The organism is Pedobacter insulae (assembly GCF_900113525.1).
Lineage (GTDB): Bacteria > Bacteroidota > Bacteroidia > Sphingobacteriales > Sphingobacteriaceae > Pedobacter > Pedobacter insulae.
The window spans coordinates 303,114-322,664 of the sequence record NZ_FOPP01000005.1; the positions used below are offsets into that span (position 1 = coordinate 303,114).

Annotated in this window: 19 protein-coding genes; 13 read left to right on the forward strand and 6 right to left on the reverse strand. The window is 37.4% G+C overall.

Annotation, left to right across the window (positions count from 1 at the left end; translation table 11 throughout):
* Position 1: 1 nt before the first annotated feature.
* The gene (locus BM207_RS10780) at positions 2-361 is read right to left on the reverse strand and encodes a DUF6249 domain-containing protein (RefSeq protein WP_090993821.1); all 360 of its coding nucleotides are present in this window, start codon (positions 359-361) and stop codon (positions 2-4) included.
* 218 nt (positions 362-579) lie between these two features.
* Between BM207_RS10780 and BM207_RS10785 the strand changes: the two genes are divergently transcribed.
* Both BM207_RS10785 and BM207_RS10790 read left to right on the forward strand, forming a co-directional pair.
* Entirely contained in the window at positions 580-1,161 is a 582-nt protein-coding gene (locus BM207_RS10785) for an RNA polymerase sigma factor (protein ID WP_090993823.1), read from the forward strand.
* Positions 1,158-1,649 carry an anti-sigma factor gene (locus tag BM207_RS10790; RefSeq protein ID WP_090993825.1) on the forward strand — a complete coding sequence of 164 codons (492 nt, stop codon included), beginning with the start codon at positions 1,158-1,160 and terminating at the stop codon, positions 1,647-1,649. The genes BM207_RS10785 and BM207_RS10790 overlap by 4 nt, the downstream gene beginning before the upstream one ends.
* An 11-nt stretch (positions 1,650-1,660) precedes the next feature.
* On the opposite strand, the gene BM207_RS10795 is transcribed toward BM207_RS10790, so the two are convergent.
* The 3 genes from BM207_RS10795 to BM207_RS10805 are packed head-to-tail and all read right to left on the reverse strand — an operon-like array spanning position 1,661 to position 4,991.
* Complete coding sequence (locus tag BM207_RS10795) at positions 1,661-2,230, reverse strand: DUF2911 domain-containing protein (RefSeq protein WP_090993827.1); 570 nt, start codon at positions 2,228-2,230, stop codon at positions 1,661-1,663.
* An 11-nt stretch (positions 2,231-2,241) separates the two neighbouring features.
* Positions 2,242-2,421: a hypothetical protein gene (locus BM207_RS10800; RefSeq protein ID WP_090993829.1), complete on the reverse strand. Its 180-nt coding sequence runs from the start codon at positions 2,419-2,421 to the stop codon at positions 2,242-2,244.
* 35 nt (positions 2,422-2,456) lie between these two features.
* On the reverse strand, positions 2,457-4,991 hold the full coding sequence (locus BM207_RS10805; protein WP_090993969.1) for a bifunctional glycoside hydrolase family 9 protein/polysaccharide deacetylase: 2,535 nt from the start codon (positions 4,989-4,991) through the stop codon (positions 2,457-2,459).
* 121 nt (positions 4,992-5,112) lie between these two features.
* Here BM207_RS10805 and BM207_RS10810 point away from each other — a divergent pair, with 121 nt between their 5' ends.
* From BM207_RS10810 to BM207_RS10835, 6 genes are all read left to right on the forward strand, one after another.
* Positions 5,113-5,754: a TetR/AcrR family transcriptional regulator gene (locus tag BM207_RS10810; RefSeq protein WP_090993831.1), complete on the forward strand. Its 642-nt coding sequence runs from the start codon at positions 5,113-5,115 to the stop codon at positions 5,752-5,754.
* Positions 5,733-7,046 carry a TolC family protein gene (locus tag BM207_RS10815; protein WP_090993833.1) on the forward strand — a complete coding sequence of 438 codons (1,314 nt, stop codon included), beginning with the start codon at positions 5,733-5,735 and terminating at the stop codon, positions 7,044-7,046. Before BM207_RS10810 ends, BM207_RS10815 begins: the two co-directional genes overlap by 22 nt.
* A gap of 8 nt (positions 7,047-7,054) precedes the next feature.
* Complete coding sequence (locus tag BM207_RS10820; RefSeq protein WP_090993835.1) at positions 7,055-8,092, forward strand: HlyD family secretion protein; 1,038 nt, start codon at positions 7,055-7,057, stop codon at positions 8,090-8,092.
* A gap of 11 nt (positions 8,093-8,103) precedes the next feature.
* Positions 8,104-9,651 carry a DHA2 family efflux MFS transporter permease subunit gene (locus BM207_RS10825; RefSeq protein WP_090993836.1) on the forward strand — a complete coding sequence of 516 codons (1,548 nt, stop codon included), beginning with the start codon at positions 8,104-8,106 and terminating at the stop codon, positions 9,649-9,651.
* Between the two features lie 229 nt (positions 9,652-9,880).
* Complete coding sequence (locus BM207_RS10830; RefSeq protein ID WP_090993837.1) at positions 9,881-12,466, forward strand: phosphoenolpyruvate carboxylase; 2,586 nt, start codon at positions 9,881-9,883, stop codon at positions 12,464-12,466.
* A 7-nt stretch (positions 12,467-12,473) separates the two neighbouring features.
* Positions 12,474-12,923 carry a GNAT family N-acetyltransferase gene (locus BM207_RS10835; protein WP_090993840.1) on the forward strand — a complete coding sequence of 150 codons (450 nt, stop codon included), beginning with the start codon at positions 12,474-12,476 and terminating at the stop codon, positions 12,921-12,923.
* An 11-nt stretch (positions 12,924-12,934) separates the two neighbouring features.
* Here BM207_RS10835 and BM207_RS10840 read toward each other — a convergent pair whose 3' ends face one another.
* Positions 12,935-14,020 (reverse strand): DUF4407 domain-containing protein, encoded by a 1,086-nt coding sequence (locus BM207_RS10840; protein WP_090993843.1) that lies wholly within the window; start codon positions 14,018-14,020, stop codon positions 12,935-12,937.
* 240 nt (positions 14,021-14,260) lie between these two features.
* Between BM207_RS10840 and BM207_RS10845 the strand changes: the two genes are divergently transcribed.
* The 5 genes from BM207_RS10845 (at position 14,261) to BM207_RS19265 (ending at position 18,477) form a co-directional block, all read left to right on the forward strand.
* The gene (locus BM207_RS10845; protein WP_090993845.1) at positions 14,261-14,587 is read left to right on the forward strand and encodes a hypothetical protein; all 327 of its coding nucleotides are present in this window, start codon (positions 14,261-14,263) and stop codon (positions 14,585-14,587) included.
* 15 nt (positions 14,588-14,602) lie between these two features.
* Positions 14,603-16,333 (forward strand): outer membrane protein assembly factor BamB family protein, encoded by a 1,731-nt coding sequence (locus BM207_RS10850; RefSeq protein WP_090993847.1) that lies wholly within the window; start codon positions 14,603-14,605, stop codon positions 16,331-16,333.
* 148 nt (positions 16,334-16,481) lie between these two features.
* Entirely contained in the window at positions 16,482-17,918 is a 1,437-nt protein-coding gene (locus tag BM207_RS10855; RefSeq protein WP_090993849.1) for a TolB-like translocation protein, read from the forward strand.
* Between the two features lie 59 nt (positions 17,919-17,977).
* Entirely contained in the window at positions 17,978-18,295 is a 318-nt protein-coding gene (locus BM207_RS10860) for a rhodanese-like domain-containing protein (RefSeq protein WP_090993851.1), read from the forward strand.
* Positions 18,296-18,297: 2 nt separating this feature from the next.
* Entirely contained in the window at positions 18,298-18,477 is a 180-nt protein-coding gene (locus BM207_RS19265) for a DUF6358 family protein (RefSeq protein ID WP_090993853.1), read from the forward strand.
* Positions 18,478-18,499: 22 nt separating this feature from the next.
* On the opposite strand, the gene BM207_RS10870 is transcribed toward BM207_RS19265, so the two are convergent.
* A complete protein-coding gene (locus BM207_RS10870; RefSeq protein ID WP_090993855.1) occupies positions 18,500-19,528 on the reverse strand; it encodes a dipeptide epimerase in 1,029 nt (342 codons plus the stop codon).
* Positions 19,529-19,551 lie beyond the last annotated feature (23 nt).

Consider the following 19,551-nt stretch of genomic DNA (forward strand, 5'->3'; position numbering starts at 1 on the left):
ACTAAGATTGTTGATCAAGCCATTTTTTCTCTACAAAGTAAGAAACGATTAAGCCTAGGCCACCGAAGATGCCAATGCACCCAAAATAAACTGCTGCTGCCTGTCCTTCTTCTCCATCAGTCATTTCACCTTGAAATACTGCTCTAACAGTAAATAGGGCTACTAGCAGGCCAATGCCTAGCCCGACTAACAACAATCCAAATTTTAAACTTAAAAATGGTTGTGGGGTAGATTTACGAATGCCGGGGTCTATACCTCGCTCAATCATTGCCATCTTTTCTTTGTTGTTAAAATATCTGATTCCGAATATCATTGCGAATGTGCAAATGAAAAATGTGATTGGTACTAATATTCCTTCCATGATTTTATTTTTTAAATGTTAATATTTCTGGTTGCTTAAGAACGTGTTCTGGATACTATGACTACATGAAAAAAAATTAGGTTACACTCTTGAGTGATTTTTTCGATTAATCGTTTTGTTTTAAGCTATCTTTATTTATGAACTGGTTAAACTGATTTAAATAATTAACCAGCTCTGGCTGTAACCTGATTTAAATATCATGCGTCTTAGTTATATATATGCAGGACAAGGAAACAGATTTAGCTTTAATTAGAGCGGTATTAGCTGGTCAAACTGCTGAATACGCCGTGTTAGTGAAGCGTCATCAACGTTTTGTTTTTACATTGGCTATGCGTTTTGCTAAAAATAGGGAAGATGCGGAAGAAATTGCACAAGATTGTTTTGTAAAAGCATATAGGGCATTGGGAACTTTTAAGCAGACCTCGAAATTTTCGACCTGGATGTACACGATAGCTTATACTACATCCATGAGTTTTTTGCGAAAGAAACGTTTAGACACTACATCAATTAATGACGACGACTACGTATTGCAAATCGCAAATAATGGTACTGATTTTGATGCAAATGTGATAGAACGTAAATCAACATACGCCTACCTAAATCAAGCCATTGATATGTTATTACCAGATGACGCTGCGATAATTACGCTATTTTACAAAGGAGAACAAAGCCTAGAGGAAATTGCTTCTGTGCTTAATATGGAAGCAAATACCGTTAAGGTAAAATTACATCGCGCTCGTTTGCGATTAAAAGATAAATTACAATTTTTATTAAAGGATGAAGTTAAAGAATTAATATGAACACAATAGACGAACAACTTTGGAGTTATATTGACGGCAATTGTACACCGGATGAGCAATCAAAAATCGAAGCCCGGTTAGCTATTGATGTAGAATATTATACCGTTTATAAGGGACTAATTAAGGTTAATGAACAATTAAACAATTTGGATTTTGAAGAACCATCTATGTCATTTGCCCGAAATGTAATGGATAAGGTAAATTTAGAATTGAAACCCGTTGCATTAAAAACGAGCATCGATAATCGGATCATTTATAGCATTGGAGCTTTCTTTGTATTATCAATATTAGGCCTGTATATATATGCCATTGCTACAAATACGGCTAGCTTTGATTTTAAAATGCCAACGATGAACCTTGATACTGGGAAATATATTAATGCTGGAACTATTCAGGTTTTCTTACTAGTTGATGTAGCTTTAGGCTTATTATATTTAGATAGTTTTTTAAGAAAGAGAACTTTCAACACACAAAAAAAGGGAAGCTAAACTTCCCTTTTTTATTTTTTAAATGCCATGGGCAATATTACCTGAGTAGTGTCCCAAGCCATTACCAAATTAGCACCCAGAGATGAATCAGCAAAAGTAATTGAAAACACTTCAATAGCCTTTTCGAGCTTAGATACCGGCATATCTACACGAACCACGTCTTTTGTTTGATCATAAGTAAAGGCACCCCATCTATCAGTTTGTTTATTTATAATGATGGTCCATTTGTCTTTATTTGGAATAGCAAAAAGACTATATTTTCCAGGTTTTAACTTCTTATTTCCTACGGTTACAGCCTTGTTGAAAGAAATTTCAGTGCTTTCGTTAGCGCCTAAACGCCACACTTTATCAAATTGTTCCAACACGCCGAAAATTTCTCTGCCTTTTTTAGCAGGGCGAGAATACAACACTTTAATAATAGGCATAGAAGTATCATCTTTCTTAGCTTTTGCAACATTTACAGGATAATAAGCTATATCTAGCGGACTAGCATCAATTGGAGCGAATTTTACAGCTGTGTTTTGAGCATTTACATCGATGCCAAATGTGCTTAAGACTAGCGCTAAGATCAATTTCTTCATCTTTTACTAAATTAATATTCGCGGCCTTTTACAATACTATTTAAAAATATCCCAGCAAAGATTAAACCGGCAATTGCACCTAAAAAGATATACCCTATGTGAAATGTTACGGCAGCAACGGCCAACATTCCAGTTAGTAAACCAATTACATACCAAACCCACTCGAAGCTATTTTTGTTTTCTGTATTCATTTTTTTGAAATTTGGTTCAAAGGTAAAAATTTATTTTAAAATGTTGATGCATTTGTATTTTTCAACAACTCATTAATTTTTACCAATTCATACCCTTCTTTTTTAAGGTATTCAATTAATTCTGGTAATTTATGGTAGAATTTATCGGTTCTTTTCGGGTCCGTTCCGATATGTAGCAAGAGTATAAATCCATTTAACCCTTCAGCACTTTTTTTAGCGTAGTCTATGATCGATCGATAGATTTCGTCGCTACTTCGATAAGATGTGCCCATTTCCGGAAAAGTATAGTCGGCAGTGGATCGGGTTCCGGGGGTAAAATTTACTAGTTGCAAGCCCATTTCAGCTGTCCAGTTTGCGATAGTCTGATTATACCACTCGTAAGGAGGTAAAAAATAAGGGGAATGTTCTTTTTTAATCCCAAATTTTTGCATAGCCTTATAGTTGGCGTTTAAATCGTCAGTGAATTTTTTTTTGCTTATCAATAAACTATCTCGTTTTTTCCAATCGTTGTAAAGCAAATGCTGATCTGAATGGGCTCCTAAATAATTTCCATAGTCTTTTAATGATTTGATCAATGGAGAAAATTCAGGGTTTCGGTAGAAATTACCGGTAAGGAAAAACGAAGCTTTTGTATTGGTTTTTTGCAAAGTTTTGTGAATGCTTTTTCCACCGTCTGCAAATTCATCTCCTGTAAAAACCAATGCTATTTTTTTAGCGTCTGCTTTACCTCTAATGATTGCACCCTCCTGCTTTTGATAGGATTTCGACTGACTATCAAAAGCGGCTAAAAGATAAATCAAGGATGCAGTTCCATCCATTGTGGGCTCATTTGTGCTATAATCCCCATAGTCATCATGATAAACTGCTAAATCACTTTGGAAATCTGCGTACTCATCAGCCTCTGCTAACTGGATGCCGATTAAACCTTTATAAATATTGGTATAAACGGGCCCATCAACCAAGCCGCCATCAATCGGATACTGCTTTAAGTGGGTAAAGGCCGAATGCGGATCTACGGGTGTATCTCCCCAATTGGGCAAGCCATAAACCATGCTTGTACCCCAGGGATTACAACCAAAGAGCCAGTCGAAATTGGCCTGTTCTAATTCAGTAAAAGCATAGTCTCCTGACAGCTCTCTATACCAATAACATTGCATGGCAAAAGAAACCGTTAAGTTATTGCTACACCAAATAAAAGGTACGCCACGATAAAAGGCATTTTGTTTAGCTCTTTGCCAAACATGGTTTATGCCGTCCTTATAATTTTCAATTAAAGCAGCTTTAGTGTTTGCATTGGTTTGTTTGGCCAATTCGTAATGACCGAGATTAATAAAGGGATACCACTGATAGTGCTTTGCCGTGTCGGCAATAAGCCAAGGCGTAATTTTTTCTTTTTCTGAGAACGCAAAGGCGGAATCAAGATATTTTGATTTCTTACCAGTTTTGGTGAGTTGGGGAAGACTCGCATACGCTAATTCCATATCATCTGCCCAATTATCTTCCGCATAAATATAGGGCGATTTAACAGATGCCGTTTGTGTTACTCCTCTTTTTTGATTTGCATATTTTAGGGCACTTTCTGCTTTCCGACTTAAAAGTGTAGCATAAGTAGGATTCTGCGCCTTAAATAAACTGTATCCTAAACTGAAGGCGCTGGTAAATTTTGCAGCAGTAGAGCTTGTTCCGGTAGTGTTATTCATGAATTTGCCCCTTTGTTGCGGTTCGCCACTTATGAAGTAAAGCGGACGCTCAAAGCCTTTACCATATTGACTATCCTCTTTTGGGATGCGCATAGAGATATGATCCCTGTCATCCGCTAATTGATTAAACATGATTTTTTTGCTAGGATGCATCTTTAATAGCCAATCCAACCCCCACTTTGCCTCGTCCAGAACATCGGCAATACCGTTGCTGCCTGTTAAACCATTAGCCTGGTTTTCATCCATAAAAGCTTGCGGGAAATCTCTATACGCCATTAATAAATGATAAGTTGCATTGGCTGAGGTAGTAGCATACTGTAAGTAATCGCTGGCGTCGTGCCAGCCCCCAGAAGCATCGAAATGAGTGCTGTCTTTGATGCCTGCCTTTTTGCCATCAAGTACAAAGCCATCATGCGTGTGGCAGCTATCTTTTAAATACGGATTAAAACCACTCCGTTGTTGACGCATATAACGAAGGGCAAAGTCTGCCGTATGTCGATATACGTCTTCCCCAATAATTATTTCAGGGGAACTAATGTTGTTTGCCCGAATGATATACCTTCCAGGGGTTTTAAATGCTGAAAAATTTAAGCGAGCAGTAGTGGTGAAGGGCCCATACTTTCCGAATGCTTGAATTTGAGTAGAGGAAAAAACTACTTTTCCAGTTTGTTTACTAATTAAATCGAACTTACTAGGGGTCGTGTTGTTTTTACTTGTCCAAATGGCTACTTTGATTGATGAAGGTTGATAACCTAATTGATTTATTCTAACCCAGCTTGTGGTTAAAGCGGTATTATCTACAGTTGTAAAAGAGCAAAAGGAAAGTGCCAGGATTAATAAGAAGATTCTTGAGGGAGAAGATTTCGTCATAGGTTTTTGAGTTAAAATGGTCAGTAAGTTAAAGATAAAAATTATCATCAAAATGTAAATTACAAATAGGAAGGTAAAATTAATCAATCGATTGATTAATTTTGTCTCGTTAATTAGAGCAATGGAAAAAACAGATAAAAGAACAGATATTTTGAACGCAGCGGAATTGTTGTTTTCTGAATTTGGGTTTGAAGGAACTTCTACGCGTCTGATTGCCAGAGAGTCCGGTGCCAATATAGCCATGATTAACTATTACTTTGGAAGTAAAGAGGGTGTGTTCCTGGAAATCATGGAAGGTCGTATCTCTGGATTTAAATCGCAACTTGATTTAATTAATGATGAGCAAATTCCCGCTAGGGAGAAGTTATTGAAAGTGATTGATCAGTATACAAGCCGGATTTTTGCCAATATTAATTTTCATAAAATGATGCATAGGGAGCTCTCCTTAAATCAGCGACCTGAGATATTCGGCAAAATTAAAGAGGCGATGGCCAGCAATAGATTGGTGATTGAAAAAATAATTGAAAGTGGAATAACTGAAGGCACTTTTAGACAGGTAGACGTAAGAATGACTATCGCAAGTATTATGGGCACCATTAGCATAATAGCTAATTCGCCCAGCAAGGTTATCGACGACCAAAATTTTGACGTCAATAACGAAAAACAAAGAGCACAGCTAAAAAAACGATTAGTTGCTCATTTACAGGATTTTATAACAACGCATTTAGCACTTCAAAAATCATGCAACATACCTTTAAGTTAGTTTTTGCCACACTCCTGCTTCCAACACTCTTACAAGCTCAATCAATTAAAGAAATAAGTCTCAGTGAAGCTGTCGAACTGGGAATAGCAAATAGCAAGAACTTAAAATTAGCACAAAGCAAAATAGATGAGGTCATTGCTAAGCTTAATATTGTAAATGATAATGCGCTTCCTAGTGCATCGGCTAGCTTTTTATATAACCATGCGGAAATCCCTACCCGTACTTTAGGTATTGGCGGAGGTGGACCCATCCATTTGCCAACCCGGGCAGATGCTTTTGTAGGTACAGCAAGCATACAAGAGTTGATATATGGAGGTAATAAGTTAAAATATGCCAGGGAATCTACTAAACTCCTCGCGGATATTGTCCGTTTAGATCTTGAAAGAAATAAAGAAGAAGTTCGTTATGCGGTGATCAATACTTATTTCGCTTTGTATAAATTAAGGCAGAGCAAAAAGATAGTTAACCAGAATTTAGGATCCATAGCAAGCCAGCTTAAGCAAGCCCAAAAATTCTTTGCTCAAGGCGTTGTGACAAAAAATGATGTATTAAGATTTCAATTACAGCAAGCTAATATTTCCTTAACAAATCTTGAAATAGAAAATAATCTCAAAATTGTAAACTACAATTTAGCTATATTATTGGGATTGGCAGAGGATACTGAAATTATAGTTGAAGAAAACGATCTGGGAGTTGGAAAGATAGAAAACTTCGGTAGTTATTTAAATGCCGCTTTGACAAGTCGCCAAGAATTACAGCAGCTCGAACTTCAAAATAAGGTTGCCGATTATAACATAAAAACTATTAAAGCAGACAAACTACCAACCGTAGGATTAGGCGCTAACTTATATTATATCAATCCCAGCGGCAGCTTTATTCCACCAACAAACCAATTTGTGGTGCCAGTTACCTTTGGAGCCACAGTTAGTTGGAACGTAGCAAATCTTTGGAAAAACAAACATAGAGTTGCTGAGGCTGCCATTCAACAAAGGGAACTTGAAATTCAAAAAACGATACTCAGCGACCAGTTAAAAACAGAGGTTAACAAGAACTATCAAACTTATCTTTTATCGGTACAAAAAATAGACGTGCTTCAAACATCGATCGTGCAAGCGACAGAGAATGACCATTTATTGGATTCTAAATACAGAAATAATATCGCTTCAGTTACCGACCGGATTGACGCAGAAACCTTGCTATATCAAGCAAAAATCAATCTTGAGATTGCGAAAGCCGAGGCTGGGCTAGCTTACTATACTTTATTAAAATCAACAGGAAAAATTTCAAAATAATAACCAAAATGACAACAGTAGCAAAAAAGAAAAATAAAGTTCTCCCAATTATACTAGGCGTGTTACTTGTATTGGGAGCGGCATTCGGAATTAAAGAATATCGATATTTTAGTAAGCATGTAGATACTGATGATGCGCAGATAGATGGAGATATTAGTCCAGTTGTTGCGCGCGTGGGTGGTTACGTCAAGGAAATAATGTTTGAAGAAAATACGGCAGTAAAGGAAGGTCAGGTCTTGGTTACGCTAGATGATCAGGATTATAAGATCAAACTAGCGCAAGCAGAAGCAGGTAAAGTGGGTGCAAACGCAAGTGTTGGCGTTTCGCAGGCTCAGATTGCCGCCACGGTAGCAAATACCAATACTGCAAAAGCAAATATCGAAGCTGCAAAGGTGAAGTTAAATTTAGCTCAAAAAGAATATCAGCGTTATGCGAATTTGATTAAAGATGGAGCCATCACGCAGCAGGCTTTCGACCAAGCTAAGGCGCAACAAGAAACTGCTCAGGCAAATTATAAAGCCGCGGTCGACCAATATAATGCTACGGTAAAACAAGTTGGAACCACCCAGTCACAATTAAATGTGAGTAGCTCTGGGGTAACGCTACGTCAGGCGGAAATAGATTTTGCTAAGTTACAGCTGTCTTACACGCAAATCAAAGCCCCCTCTAGTGGGATTGTTTCAAAAAAGAACGTTCAAAAAGGTCAGCTTATTCAGCCTGGGCAGTCGCTGTTTGCGATCGTTGATAATCATAGCCTTTTTGTAACAGCCAATTTCAAAGAAACACAACTGCAAAAGTTAAAAGCTGGATTAAAGGTTAAAATTTTGGTTGATGCCTATCCAGATGACGAAATTGACGGTGAAGTTTACAATTTCGCGCCAATTACCGGTGCTAAGGGCTCATTATTGCCTCCAGATAATGCAACAGGAAACTTCGTGAAAGTAGTACAACGAGTACCTGTAAAGATTAAAATTCAGACTAAAAACAAGATGCTATTGGAAAAGTTACGCCCCGGAATGAGCGTTAAAGTTTCAGTTGCTATTTAATATTACTGCTGATGGCTGAAGTAGGTTTTAAAAAATGGATAATTACTTTTACGGTAATTACAGCTTCGCTTTTGGAGCTAATCGATACCACTATTGTAAATGTAGCGATTCCTCAAATTCAAGGTAACCTAGGGGCTACGTTAGAAGATGTTGCGTGGTTATCTACAGGTTATGCGGTTGCTAATGTAATCATATTGCCCATGTCGGGTTGGTTGGGGAGCAGGTTTGGCCGTAAAAACTATTTCTTAACCTCGATTATCGTGTTTACACTGGTTTCTTTTTTATGTGGCAACGCAACCTCACTAGAAGAGTTAATTCTTTTTAGGATTCTGCAAGGCTTGGCTGGTGGCGGATTAATTTCAACTGCCCAAGCTATTTTGATTGAGACATGGCCGCGCGAGGATGTTGGTATTGCCACTGCCTTATTTGGTTTAGGTGCGGTTGTAGGCCCTACCATTGGACCAACTATTGGTGGATATATTTTGGAGATCGCAGACTGGCCATGGATTTTTTACGTAAATATCCCCGTTGGCATTTTAGCAGCCTACTGTACGATTACTTTTATCAGAGAAACCCCCAAAGACGGAAAAGGTAAGCCGGTTGACTGGTATGGCATTGGCTTATTAGCGGTTGCTGTTGGGAGCCTGCAGACGTTACTGGAGAAAGGAGAAAGTGAAGATTGGTTTGCGGCCCCGTATATTGTTATGTTAGCGGTTACATCCGTTGTTGGCTTGCTATTATTTATATGGCGGGAGTTAAGCACCGACCACCCAATTGTAAATTTTAAGATTATGCGACATCGAAGTTTTTCAATTGGAATGTTTACTTCTTTTATTTTGGGTTTTGGTTTGTACGGTTCGGTATTTGTCTTTCCCATTTTTGCCCAAAATTTATTGGGTTTTACACCGCTACAAACCGGAAAACTGTTTATAGCTGGAGGAATTTGTACGATTGCGATGATGCCGTTTATTGGAATAATGCTTAAAAAAGGTGTTCCCGCTCAATTTATGGCAACAGGAGGAATGTTCCTCTTTTTCCTGTTTTGTTATATGTTAAGTAAGTCGACGTTATCATCGGGGACAGGTGATTTTTTCTGGCCGCTGGTAATTCGTGGCTTCGGAATGGCTTTACTTTTTGTTCCACTTACCACATTAGCAGTGCAAGATTTAAAGGGAGCCGAAATTGGTCAGGGATCTGGCTTAAATAATATGAGCCGTCAATTAGGGGGTTCATTTGGAATTGCGGCATTAACGACGCTAATCCACGTTCGCCAGGGATTTCACAGAAGTAATTTGGTAACTAATGTAAGCGAATACAACCCAGCTTTTATGGAAAAAGTTAATGTATTGATCAATAGTTTTATGGCAAAAGGGGCATCCTATCTAGATGCCAAATTGATGGCAATGAAAGCAATTGAAGGGTCGGTAATCAAACAAACAATGTTACTTACTTATAGTGATGCTTATTGGGTGGCCGGTTTAATAATGCTATGTTCTATACCACTGCTATACTTACAAAAGTTTAAGAAAAACACCAATATTCCTGTAGACGCGCATTAAATAAAACAGTCCCGACATTACGCCGGGACTGTTTTTCCCAAAAAATTAACAATTTTATAAATCTCCTTAAGAAAACTTATAGATGCTTTTAAAAAGTTGTTTTACAACGCCTTTTATAAGATCCAAGGTAGTAACTTTATTCTAAAATTGCAAAAATTATGGAAGCAGTCACTTAGGTGCTTTTTGTATTATTCTTGTTATTAAATGTATAAATTACTATCTTATCCGCATGCAATCACAACAGCCCACTAACCAGCGAGAATCTATTTTTAACAACGAAGTTATATCCCGCTTCGAACTTTACAACAGTCTTTTTTTGACGCTTCCCTTCTATAAAATTAAAGATACGGGTACGTTATTGCCATTATTTATTAAGAGTTGTGAAGATGGAGTTAAGAATCAGGAAACTCCAGCTAAGATAATTGAAAGGTTTATTGCTAAATATACTTCGAATACAACCAACAAAGAAATTACAGATTTATTATTTAGGTTTATACAATACATAGAGCGACAGGTTGTGCTTTTTGATGCAGTAGAAGATGCATCATTTAATAAACTTAATGTGAAGGATGAGCAAAGTTCATTAAGGGCGTTGTTTCATAAAACGGTTGACAGCAAAGAACTCCATGAGAAGGTAGATAAGCTGATTGAGGATTTTTCCTTAAGGCTGGTATTAACAGCTCACCCTACACAGTTCTATCCTGGGAGTGTGCTAGCGATTATCAACGATTTAACTGCGGCTATTAAAATTAATGATATCAGCGTTATTAATCAATTATTACAACAATTAGGAAAAACGCCCTTTTTTAATAAAAAATCTCCCACACCAGTGGATGAGGCTTTAAATTTAGCGTGGTATTTAGAAAATGTTTTTTACTTCGCTGCCGCTAATATCCAAACGGGCATTAATCAGTTATTGAGCGAGTTTCATGTTGATTCGAAGAACATCATTGAGCTGGGATTTTGGCCAGGTGGCGATAGGGATGGCAATCCAAATGTAGATCCAGAAACTACCTTACAGGTTTCTAAAATGCTGCGACAAATTCTTTTTAGGTGTTACTATCGTGATTTCAGAAATATTAAGCGACGTATTACTTTTAGAGGGGTTGAGAGTACTATTGGAGTTCTACAGGATATCTTATATAAAAATGCATTCGATAGCAATCTTGAGCCAGAGGATATTTCGCAAGACTTAATTACCCAGCTTAATCAGATCAGGGATATTTTAGTTGAGGATCATGATAGTCTTTTTGCACCCCTAGTTGATGATTTATTAAGAAAAGTTGAATTATACGGCTGCCATTTCGCTTCACTTGATATCCGTCAAGATAGCAGGATTTTACGCGAAGTACATGCGTTCTGCCGTAAACACAAACCAATTAGTTCGTTGTTCAGTTCAAATTATGATGAACTTTCTGAGGACGAGAAAATTAGTGCGTTAAGTTTTAAAAGTGCGAAAGTTATTTACACCACAGAACCCGAGGGACTCGTTAATGATGCATTGCAAACTATTGCTGAAATTAAGGAAATGCAAAAAAGCAATGGAGAAATGGCATGTCACCGGTTCATTATCAGCAACTGCCAACAAGCAAGTGATATATTGCAATTAATTGAATTGTTTTTATGGAATGGTTGGGAAGCAGAAGAGCTGAACATAGATTTTGTGCCATTATTTGAAACGGTAAACGATTTATCCGGCGCAGCCGAAATAATGGAGACCCTATATACTAATTCTTTCTATAAGGCTCATCTGGCACGAAGGGGAGGAAAACAAGATATTATGCTAGGATATTCAGATAGCACGAAGGATGGAGGCTATTTAATGGCCAATTGGTCCATTTTTAAAGCGAAAGTAGGCTTGACACAAACTGCAGAGAAACAGAATATTCAACTTGCCTTTTTTGATGGCCGAGGCGGTCCGCCATCACGTGGTGGAGGAAAAACACATCGTTTCTACGCTTCAATGGGTAAGGAAATTGCTAATAAAAATATCCAATTAACAATTCAGGGACAAACGATCAGCTCTCAATACGGGTCAATTGACAGTGCTGAATTTAATATTGAGCAGCTTATTAATGCAGGTATAGCAACGGGCATGAAAGAGAAGCATAATGTGCTGTTAGACGACGCCAATTTTTCAATTTTAGAGAAAATGGCTAATGATAGTTATGATGCTTTTTTAAACCTTCGAAAACACGATTTATTTTTACCCTATCTGGAAACATGGTCGCCTTTAAGTTTACTCTCTAAAATAACAATTAGTAGCAGGCCGGTGAAAAGGAATTCTGGAGAGGCACTAAAATTAGATGATTTAAGAGCAATCAGCTTTGTAACCGCATGGAGCCAGCTTAAACAAAATATTCCTGGCTATTTCGGTATTGGTACAGCCCTTAAGAATCAAGAAAACGAAGGGAACTGGGAACAGGTTAATAAAACATATCAGCAATCGGGTTATTTTAAAACGATTATCGACAATTGTATGATGTCAATGAGTAAGTCTGATTTTACAATAACTGCTTACATGGCCAATGATAAAAAGTTTGGTGCATTTTGGCAAACACTGCATGATGAATTCGAACTTTCTAAAACCATGCTTTTAAAATTAGCAGGACATCAGGTATTGATGGAGAACTATCCCGTTGAGAAACTTTCTATTGCTATAAGAGAGAAAATTGTTCTGCCACTAGTTTTAATTCAACATTTTGCTTTAGAGAGATTGCAACATCAAGTTACCGAACAAGAAAAACAAGCCTATGAGAAATTAGCTATTCGCACGGTATATGGCGTTGTTAATGCAGGTAGAAATCTAGCTTAATAAACAAATGAACCTTATTTGGATCTATAAAGCCTTTGATGAGCTGACAACTAGAGAGCTTTACGCAATTTTGCAACTACGGAATGAGGTTTTTGTCGTAGAGCAAAATTGCGTTTATGAAGATATTGACAATAAAGACTTAGAATCTTTTCATCTAATGGCCTTTGAGGACGATAGATTAGCCGCTTACTGTAGAGTTCTCCCTCCAGGTATATCATATGAAGAGACCAGTATTGGGCGGGTAATCACATCGCCAAGTTACCGGGGTAAAGGAATAGGCGTAACTTTGTTGGAGAGAGCCATCGAGAAAGCAGTAATTGCGTTTGCCGCAAAATGTATTAAAATTGGCGCCCAACTCTACTTAAAGAAGTTTTATGAAGGATTTGGTTTTGTACAAACTAGTGAAGTTTACTTGGAAGACGGGATCGAACATATCGAAATGTTAAGAATCCAATGACCGTTCGTTCCCTAACCCCCTCTTAGTTGCTCTTTACGGCGTTCTATTTCAGTACTGGTTCGCGTTTCATGAATTCCGTCGGCAACTTCAATTCCAAAATCTTTGTCTTTCCCCGCATCATACATTTGAACGGTTTCCATACTTTCAATGGATTTGTCATACGGACCAGGACTGCTCATTAATTTCACAAAAACTGGTAAGCATTCAAAAAAGATAAATAAAAGACCTATAAAAGTTACCGCAATCGCAGTGTTGGTGTCTTTGGTTCCGTCGGCATTGAAGCTTAATTGTCCAAGCGCCCAATTGCGATCGGCAAAGCCTGCAATATTGCTTAAACTGTCCAATTGTTTACTGGTGTACAATTTTTCTGTCATTAAACCATCAAACTGTTTTCTGCCATCTATAAATTTCTCCAAGCTCCTAACATCATTGGTTAAGGTATCTAGATTTTGCTCTCTTTGCTTAAGTTCTTGTTCTTTTCTTTTTGCATAAGGTCCATAACCCATTACACCTGACGTTTCTGTTGTTTTATTTCCAAAAATCTCGAAATTTAACTTTTGCTGGTCCGATTTTATCGCTGCTGCTAAAGAATCTCTTTGTGTTTTAAGGTCATTTAACTTGTCGAGTTCAATGGTATATTTTTTACTAAAGGCATTATTCAATGTGTCTATTTTTGCTCGTTGACCATTCAAATAACTAACTTTTAGACGCTCCTTAATCTCTTTGTCAAATATCTTTAACTCTAAGGGCCTTGATATAACCATTCCAATCATAATGGCTAATAAAATTCTAGGAGTTGCTTGTAAGAGCTGCCTATTAGTTGAGACATTTTTATTGATGCTCGATACAATATATCGATCCATATTAAAAATGGCTAAGCCCCAGATTATTCCAAATAAAACAGCAAACAACCAGGCAAAATCCCCTCCTTTAAAAACAAAGTACATGGCATATCCGCCAGACAAAGCAGCGAACAAGCCAGTAAAAAATATGGTGGCACCAATACCTACATATTTGTTTTCTTCTGTAGGATGTTTTTCTAATGTTTCTTGATGTGTTCCAGAGCAGAACCAAAAGAAGCGAGAGATGCTATTCATATGAGCGCAAAGTAAAAGAATTTATTATTAAACGTTTTAACAAGCAAGTTGTTACATTCTTTTGAAAAAAATAATGATGAACTACGTGCTATTGGGTATGTCAAAATACCAGTTGATGGGTATTTATCTAGCTAATTTTTTAACTCAATTTTGGCTAAGAATAAAAACGTACCCATTATGCAAAAGCTATCATTCTTAAAATTTGTTCTGCTAACATTTGGTTTTTGCTTCTTAGTCAGCATGACATCATTTGCACAAAAGAGAGTTACTTTAACAGAAGAAGAACAAGTACAGGAAGCTGTAACAAAAGAAATTGAGGCCTTGGTCAAGGATAAAAATTTTGTAAAAAAGATGCGTAAAAAGTTCTCGACAGTTAGAGGCTATATCATTGTAGATATCGCAGTAGTGCAAAATGGAAAGCTATCATCTTTCTTTAAAGTAGACAGCGATATCAAGGACATCGATTTTATCGAATATCTATCAGACACCGTCTTATCCCACAAGTTTGAATTTAAATTGCCAAAGCAACAGCGATATAAAATTAGACAAACTATAAACATTGAATAATAAAAACTAAAAACCATGAACAGAAAACTAATTATTTTATCCCTGCTTTTCGTCACTTGTAGCGTAATAGCAAAAGCCCAGAGTAAAAAAACGGGCAATTTTAAAACTGTATGGGAATCAGAATTTTCCAATAAAGCAAATGTGATCTCAATGATTAACCAAGAGGGTACCTTTATTTTAGGAACAGACGGAAATTCGGCAACTGTTCTTAACGGAGATGGGAAACAGATTTGGGAAGGTGATTACAAGAAAATTACTACCAATAAGACTAACTCATCAGAATTCCAATACTATATTAGGAATAAAGATGGAGGTTATCTTTTTTTATTCGATAGCAGAAAATTGGGTACTGATAGAATCGCGGTAATAGATGTGAAAAGCGGTAAGGAGATGTGGAATTCTGAAAACTATCAAAACTTGCTAGCAAAAGGCGGAGGGCCAGTAGAAACCGTAAATTATATCAATGAGCTGGATGCGTTTATGATTGCGCAAAAGGATGGATTGAATATGGTAAATGCAAAAACAGGTGAGAAGATATGGGAAACGAAATTATTTAAAGGTAGCATTGGCAAGTATGTTTATAATAAAAGCAAGAATGAAATTGTAATGATCAATTACAAGCCAACTGCATTGGCTGCGCTATTTTCAGGGTTTAAAAACCAGCTGGTTAAAATCAATGCGGCCAATGGTGAAATTTTATGGGATGCGACATTTAGGGGGACTATTGAGAAAAAATTAATTACTAGAGAAGCATTGGTAAACCTTGATGTTCGAGGAGACAAGGTGTTTTTATGGTTAGACGGGTTGCAATGCTTCAACGCTGACAACGGGCAAAAAATCTGGGAAGTCGACTATGAAAATGATATGTCTAAGTCCTCGAGCCTTTTGGGAAATAAAAACCAAAAAGGAATCTATGGAACGTTAGCAGATCCGATATTTACAAACGATGCGGTTTACATTGTAATTTTTGCGAACAGGAGTCGAACTAAATATGTAGAAAAACATGATTTGGCCACTGGAAAGCTTTTATGGGCTTCAGAGAAGATTGCGGGTGCATTTTCGATGCCCAATGTTTACCGAACAAACGATCGTGTAATGGTACAAGTTGGGGGTAAAGTGGAAGTTCAGGAGATTGTAACGAGACGGACAACTAGTGGAACGGAAACCCAATACAAGATTTATACCGACCATATGGCCCAGAAGAACGGCATTCTTTCTTTGGATGATAAAACGGGACAAACAGTATGGCGCTCCGAGAAATTCGATAAAAGAATTACTGATATGATTATCCACGAGGGGAAAACGGTTTTTGTCGGCGATGGAGATCAATTCTATTCGTACGATATTTCCTCAGGTAAACAATTGTTTGATGTGAAGCATAATGATGCGAGAGTTGGCAAAGCAACTGATGTAATAGATTTTAACGAGAATGTGGTGGTATTATCCGAAAAGGGATTGGCAAGCTATAAAAAAGCGGATGGGAAAAGAGTTTATGCCACTGATAAGTTGCCAGATGTAGATTTTTTCTATGAAATTGGTGGAAACTATTTCCTGCGCAATCAGAAGAACTCGAAAAATGTAATTTATGGAGTTGATATGACCAATGGTGACATTAAAGGTAAGGTTGAATCAAAAGGTAAAGGGGGAAGTGATCGATACGGTGATGGAATTGATATTACCGAGAATGGTGAGTTCATTTTTGCTTTTAAAGGCAAAAAAGTAGAAAAAATTAAGGTTAACAACTAGTTGTGCAAGGCAACATTGTTTATGGTTCGGTTGCAGGTTTTCCTGCAGCCGTTTTTTGCTAGGATTCGCTAGGATTTTAGATAATGCAACTTACGAAATTGGTCCGGGATAGAGAAAGGAAAATTTCGCAAGTCCTAAATTGAATTTTATGAAAAAAATTTACCTCTGCTTCTTAGCATTTCCGTTGCTTGTACATGCTCAGCAAATTCAATATGCCGCCAAAGTTCTTAAGTATTCCTCAGATTTAGGCGGTAAATTAAATAGTGTCAAACGAATTGTTGGTAAACCTGATGCTTTTCCTCAAGGGGGGGCTAGCGCTAATGCATGGGTTGCTAAAGATGCTTTGGGCAGCGCCTTCGTTGAAGTGGAATTTGAAAATGCACAAACAGTTCAACAAATCGCCATATTCGAAAACTTAAACGCTGGCTGTGTAACCCGGGTCCAGGTGGGCGATGGTTCGGGGAAATTACATACTGTGCGAAAAAAAATGGGAGGTTTTATGCGATGGATGACTTCTTTGCAAACACAGGGGAACACAGATAGAGCATACTATTTTAATAAAAAGAGAAGAAAAATAGAGATTGCTCAAAATGTGGAAAACAACGCCGATATTGAATACATTCATTTACAAACATCTGAAAATAATGTAAAGGTTGTACGGGTGGATTTTAATTTTGGATTAAAACCAGGTCAAAAACAGATAGATGCAATCGCAATTTCTGATAGCGATGATCCTATACAGCCCCAGATAAATATAATGGAGGGTGCCGAAGACCTAAGCCCGGCAGTCAATCTAATTTATTCACCCAGGCTCGATTACGATTTAAGTTCCATTATCGTTTTCGACAACCAGCTATATTATACTATTAGCAGGTACGAAAAAGCGGGAGAAATTCACGCTGTTGATCTCGAAAAGCCTACCGAAATATTAGATATCACAAAGAAGATTAGAAATGATAAAAAGCTGAATTACATTTTAGGCTATGCACCTGAGTCTAAAATCATACTCATGGGAAGTGAAAATAAATTTAGACGGGGTGGAGATGAATTGGGTTTCGACTTTTTCAAGTTGAATGAAGGTTTGTATGCCTATTACAAGCCCTTGAAAATTACTGCTTATAGCAATTATGGAGATTACGCAGACGCATTTTTAACCAAAGATGGTAAACGAATACTTTTTGGAGTAGAATCTGACTTAACAATAGGAGGGTTTGATCTTTATTATACCCAACCTAAAGATGAAACAGTTTTTGGAATTCTTCAAAACATGGGTAAAGGTTTGAACACAGCGGGAGATGAAACCAATCCTTTTTTATTAAGTGATAATAAAACCTTAATTTTTACTAGCAACGGTTATAGTGGCTATGGTGGTTTTGATCTTTATGTAAGCACGCGTTTAGATGATACTTGGAAAAATTGGTCGGAGCCTAAGAATCTAGGGCCCAAAGTTAATGGATCCAGTTTCGATACCAACCCCTTTTATGATGAAAAAACCGAATATCTGTATTATGTCTCCTTTAGGGATGGTAATTCGGTCATTCAAAAGATAAAGATCCCTATTACACAATTAACTGGATCTAAATAATGGTTTTTTCTATATTGCATATAGCAGTAATTTATCTAAGTTTGTAAAAAACAAAGAACATGAAAGAGATTTCAGTACAAGAATTGAAACAAAAAATCGATAACAAAGAAGATTTTCAACTGATTGATGTTAGAGAGACTTTCGAGTATGAAACATCAAATCTAGATGGATTAAATATTCCGCTGGGTGGTATTTTAATCGAAACGGATAAAATTGCAACAGATAAACCTGTTATAATACAATGTCGTAGCGGAAAAAGAAGTGCTGCTGCTGTCATGCAATTGGAGCAATTACACGGATTCGACAACCTTTATAATCTTAAAGGTGGGATTTTGGCCTGGCAAGAGGCATTTGATCCTAACATGCCAGTGTACTAACCATGGCTAAGAAACTTGCCTTAAATGTGTTTTACAATCTCGTTCTTATCTTGTCAATTATAGGAATGGGCTGGGCCTTCAAAAATGACAGCTTATTGATAGTTGCTTTTTTTGTTGGCACATTTTGTGCAATTCTTTACTTTAAAATCCAGTTGGTTAAAAGCTTTAAGAATAGAGAATAGATTTCCATCTCTATTCTCTACTTCAGAATAACCCTTCTTTAACCCCTGTTAGCCCTAAGCCTGGTAAGTCATTTAAAACATATCTTCCATCTTTGAGCATAGGGGTGTCAAAAGGATTATTGGTCGTTAGCCAAGGCCCATCTAAGTCTGCCCAATCGCAAAGCGGTGCCAAGGCAATCCCTGCAAGTGTAGCAATAGAGGTTTCACTCATGCAACCAATCAAAACCTTCATTCCAAAACTTCTGGCCTTCAATATCATTTGATGACCCTCATACATCCCGCAGCTTTTCATTAACTTCACATTAATTCCATGGTAGGCTCCTTTGAGCTTGTCCATATCCGCTAAGCGTTGTACTGCCTCGTCAGCTAAAATAGGGATCGGACTGCGTTCAGTCAGCCAGGCATTCCCGTCTAAGTTGTCTTTATCCATCGGTTGCTCAATCAGCAAAACGCCTTGGTCATGCAACCAATATACCATGTCTATCGCTTGTTTCCTGTCCGTCCAGCCCTGGTTTGCATCTACATAAAGTGGTAAGTTGGTTACACTTCGTATTGTGTGAATTAGTTCCTTATCATTGTCTCGCCCTAACTTTACCTTAATTACTCTAAATGCGGCAGCATCTTTCAATTTTTCTCTAATTACCTCAGGTGTATCTATACCCACAGTATAGGAAGTAAGAGGCATATTTTTCGGCTCGGCTCCATAAATTGAATAACAGGGTTGATGGCTAATCTTCCCATGAATGTCGTTCAAAGCAATATCAATAGCAGCTTTTATGGCAGGCTGACCAGGTGTTAAACTATCTAAATAAGCAATGATTTCTTGAAAGTTAAAAGGATATCGGATTTGCGTCCAATCGATCAAGCTTAAAAAATGAGTGGCGCTCTCATAACTCTCACCCATATACGGGACCATGCTTGCTTCGCCATAACCTGTAACTCCCTCATGTTCAATCTTTAGCAACATTAATGGCGTGCTTGTTCTAGTAAATTTAGCGATCGAAAAGGGATGTTTTAATGTTAATTCAAACTGCTTGCAACTTATTCTCATTTTTATCGTCTAATTGTTATACG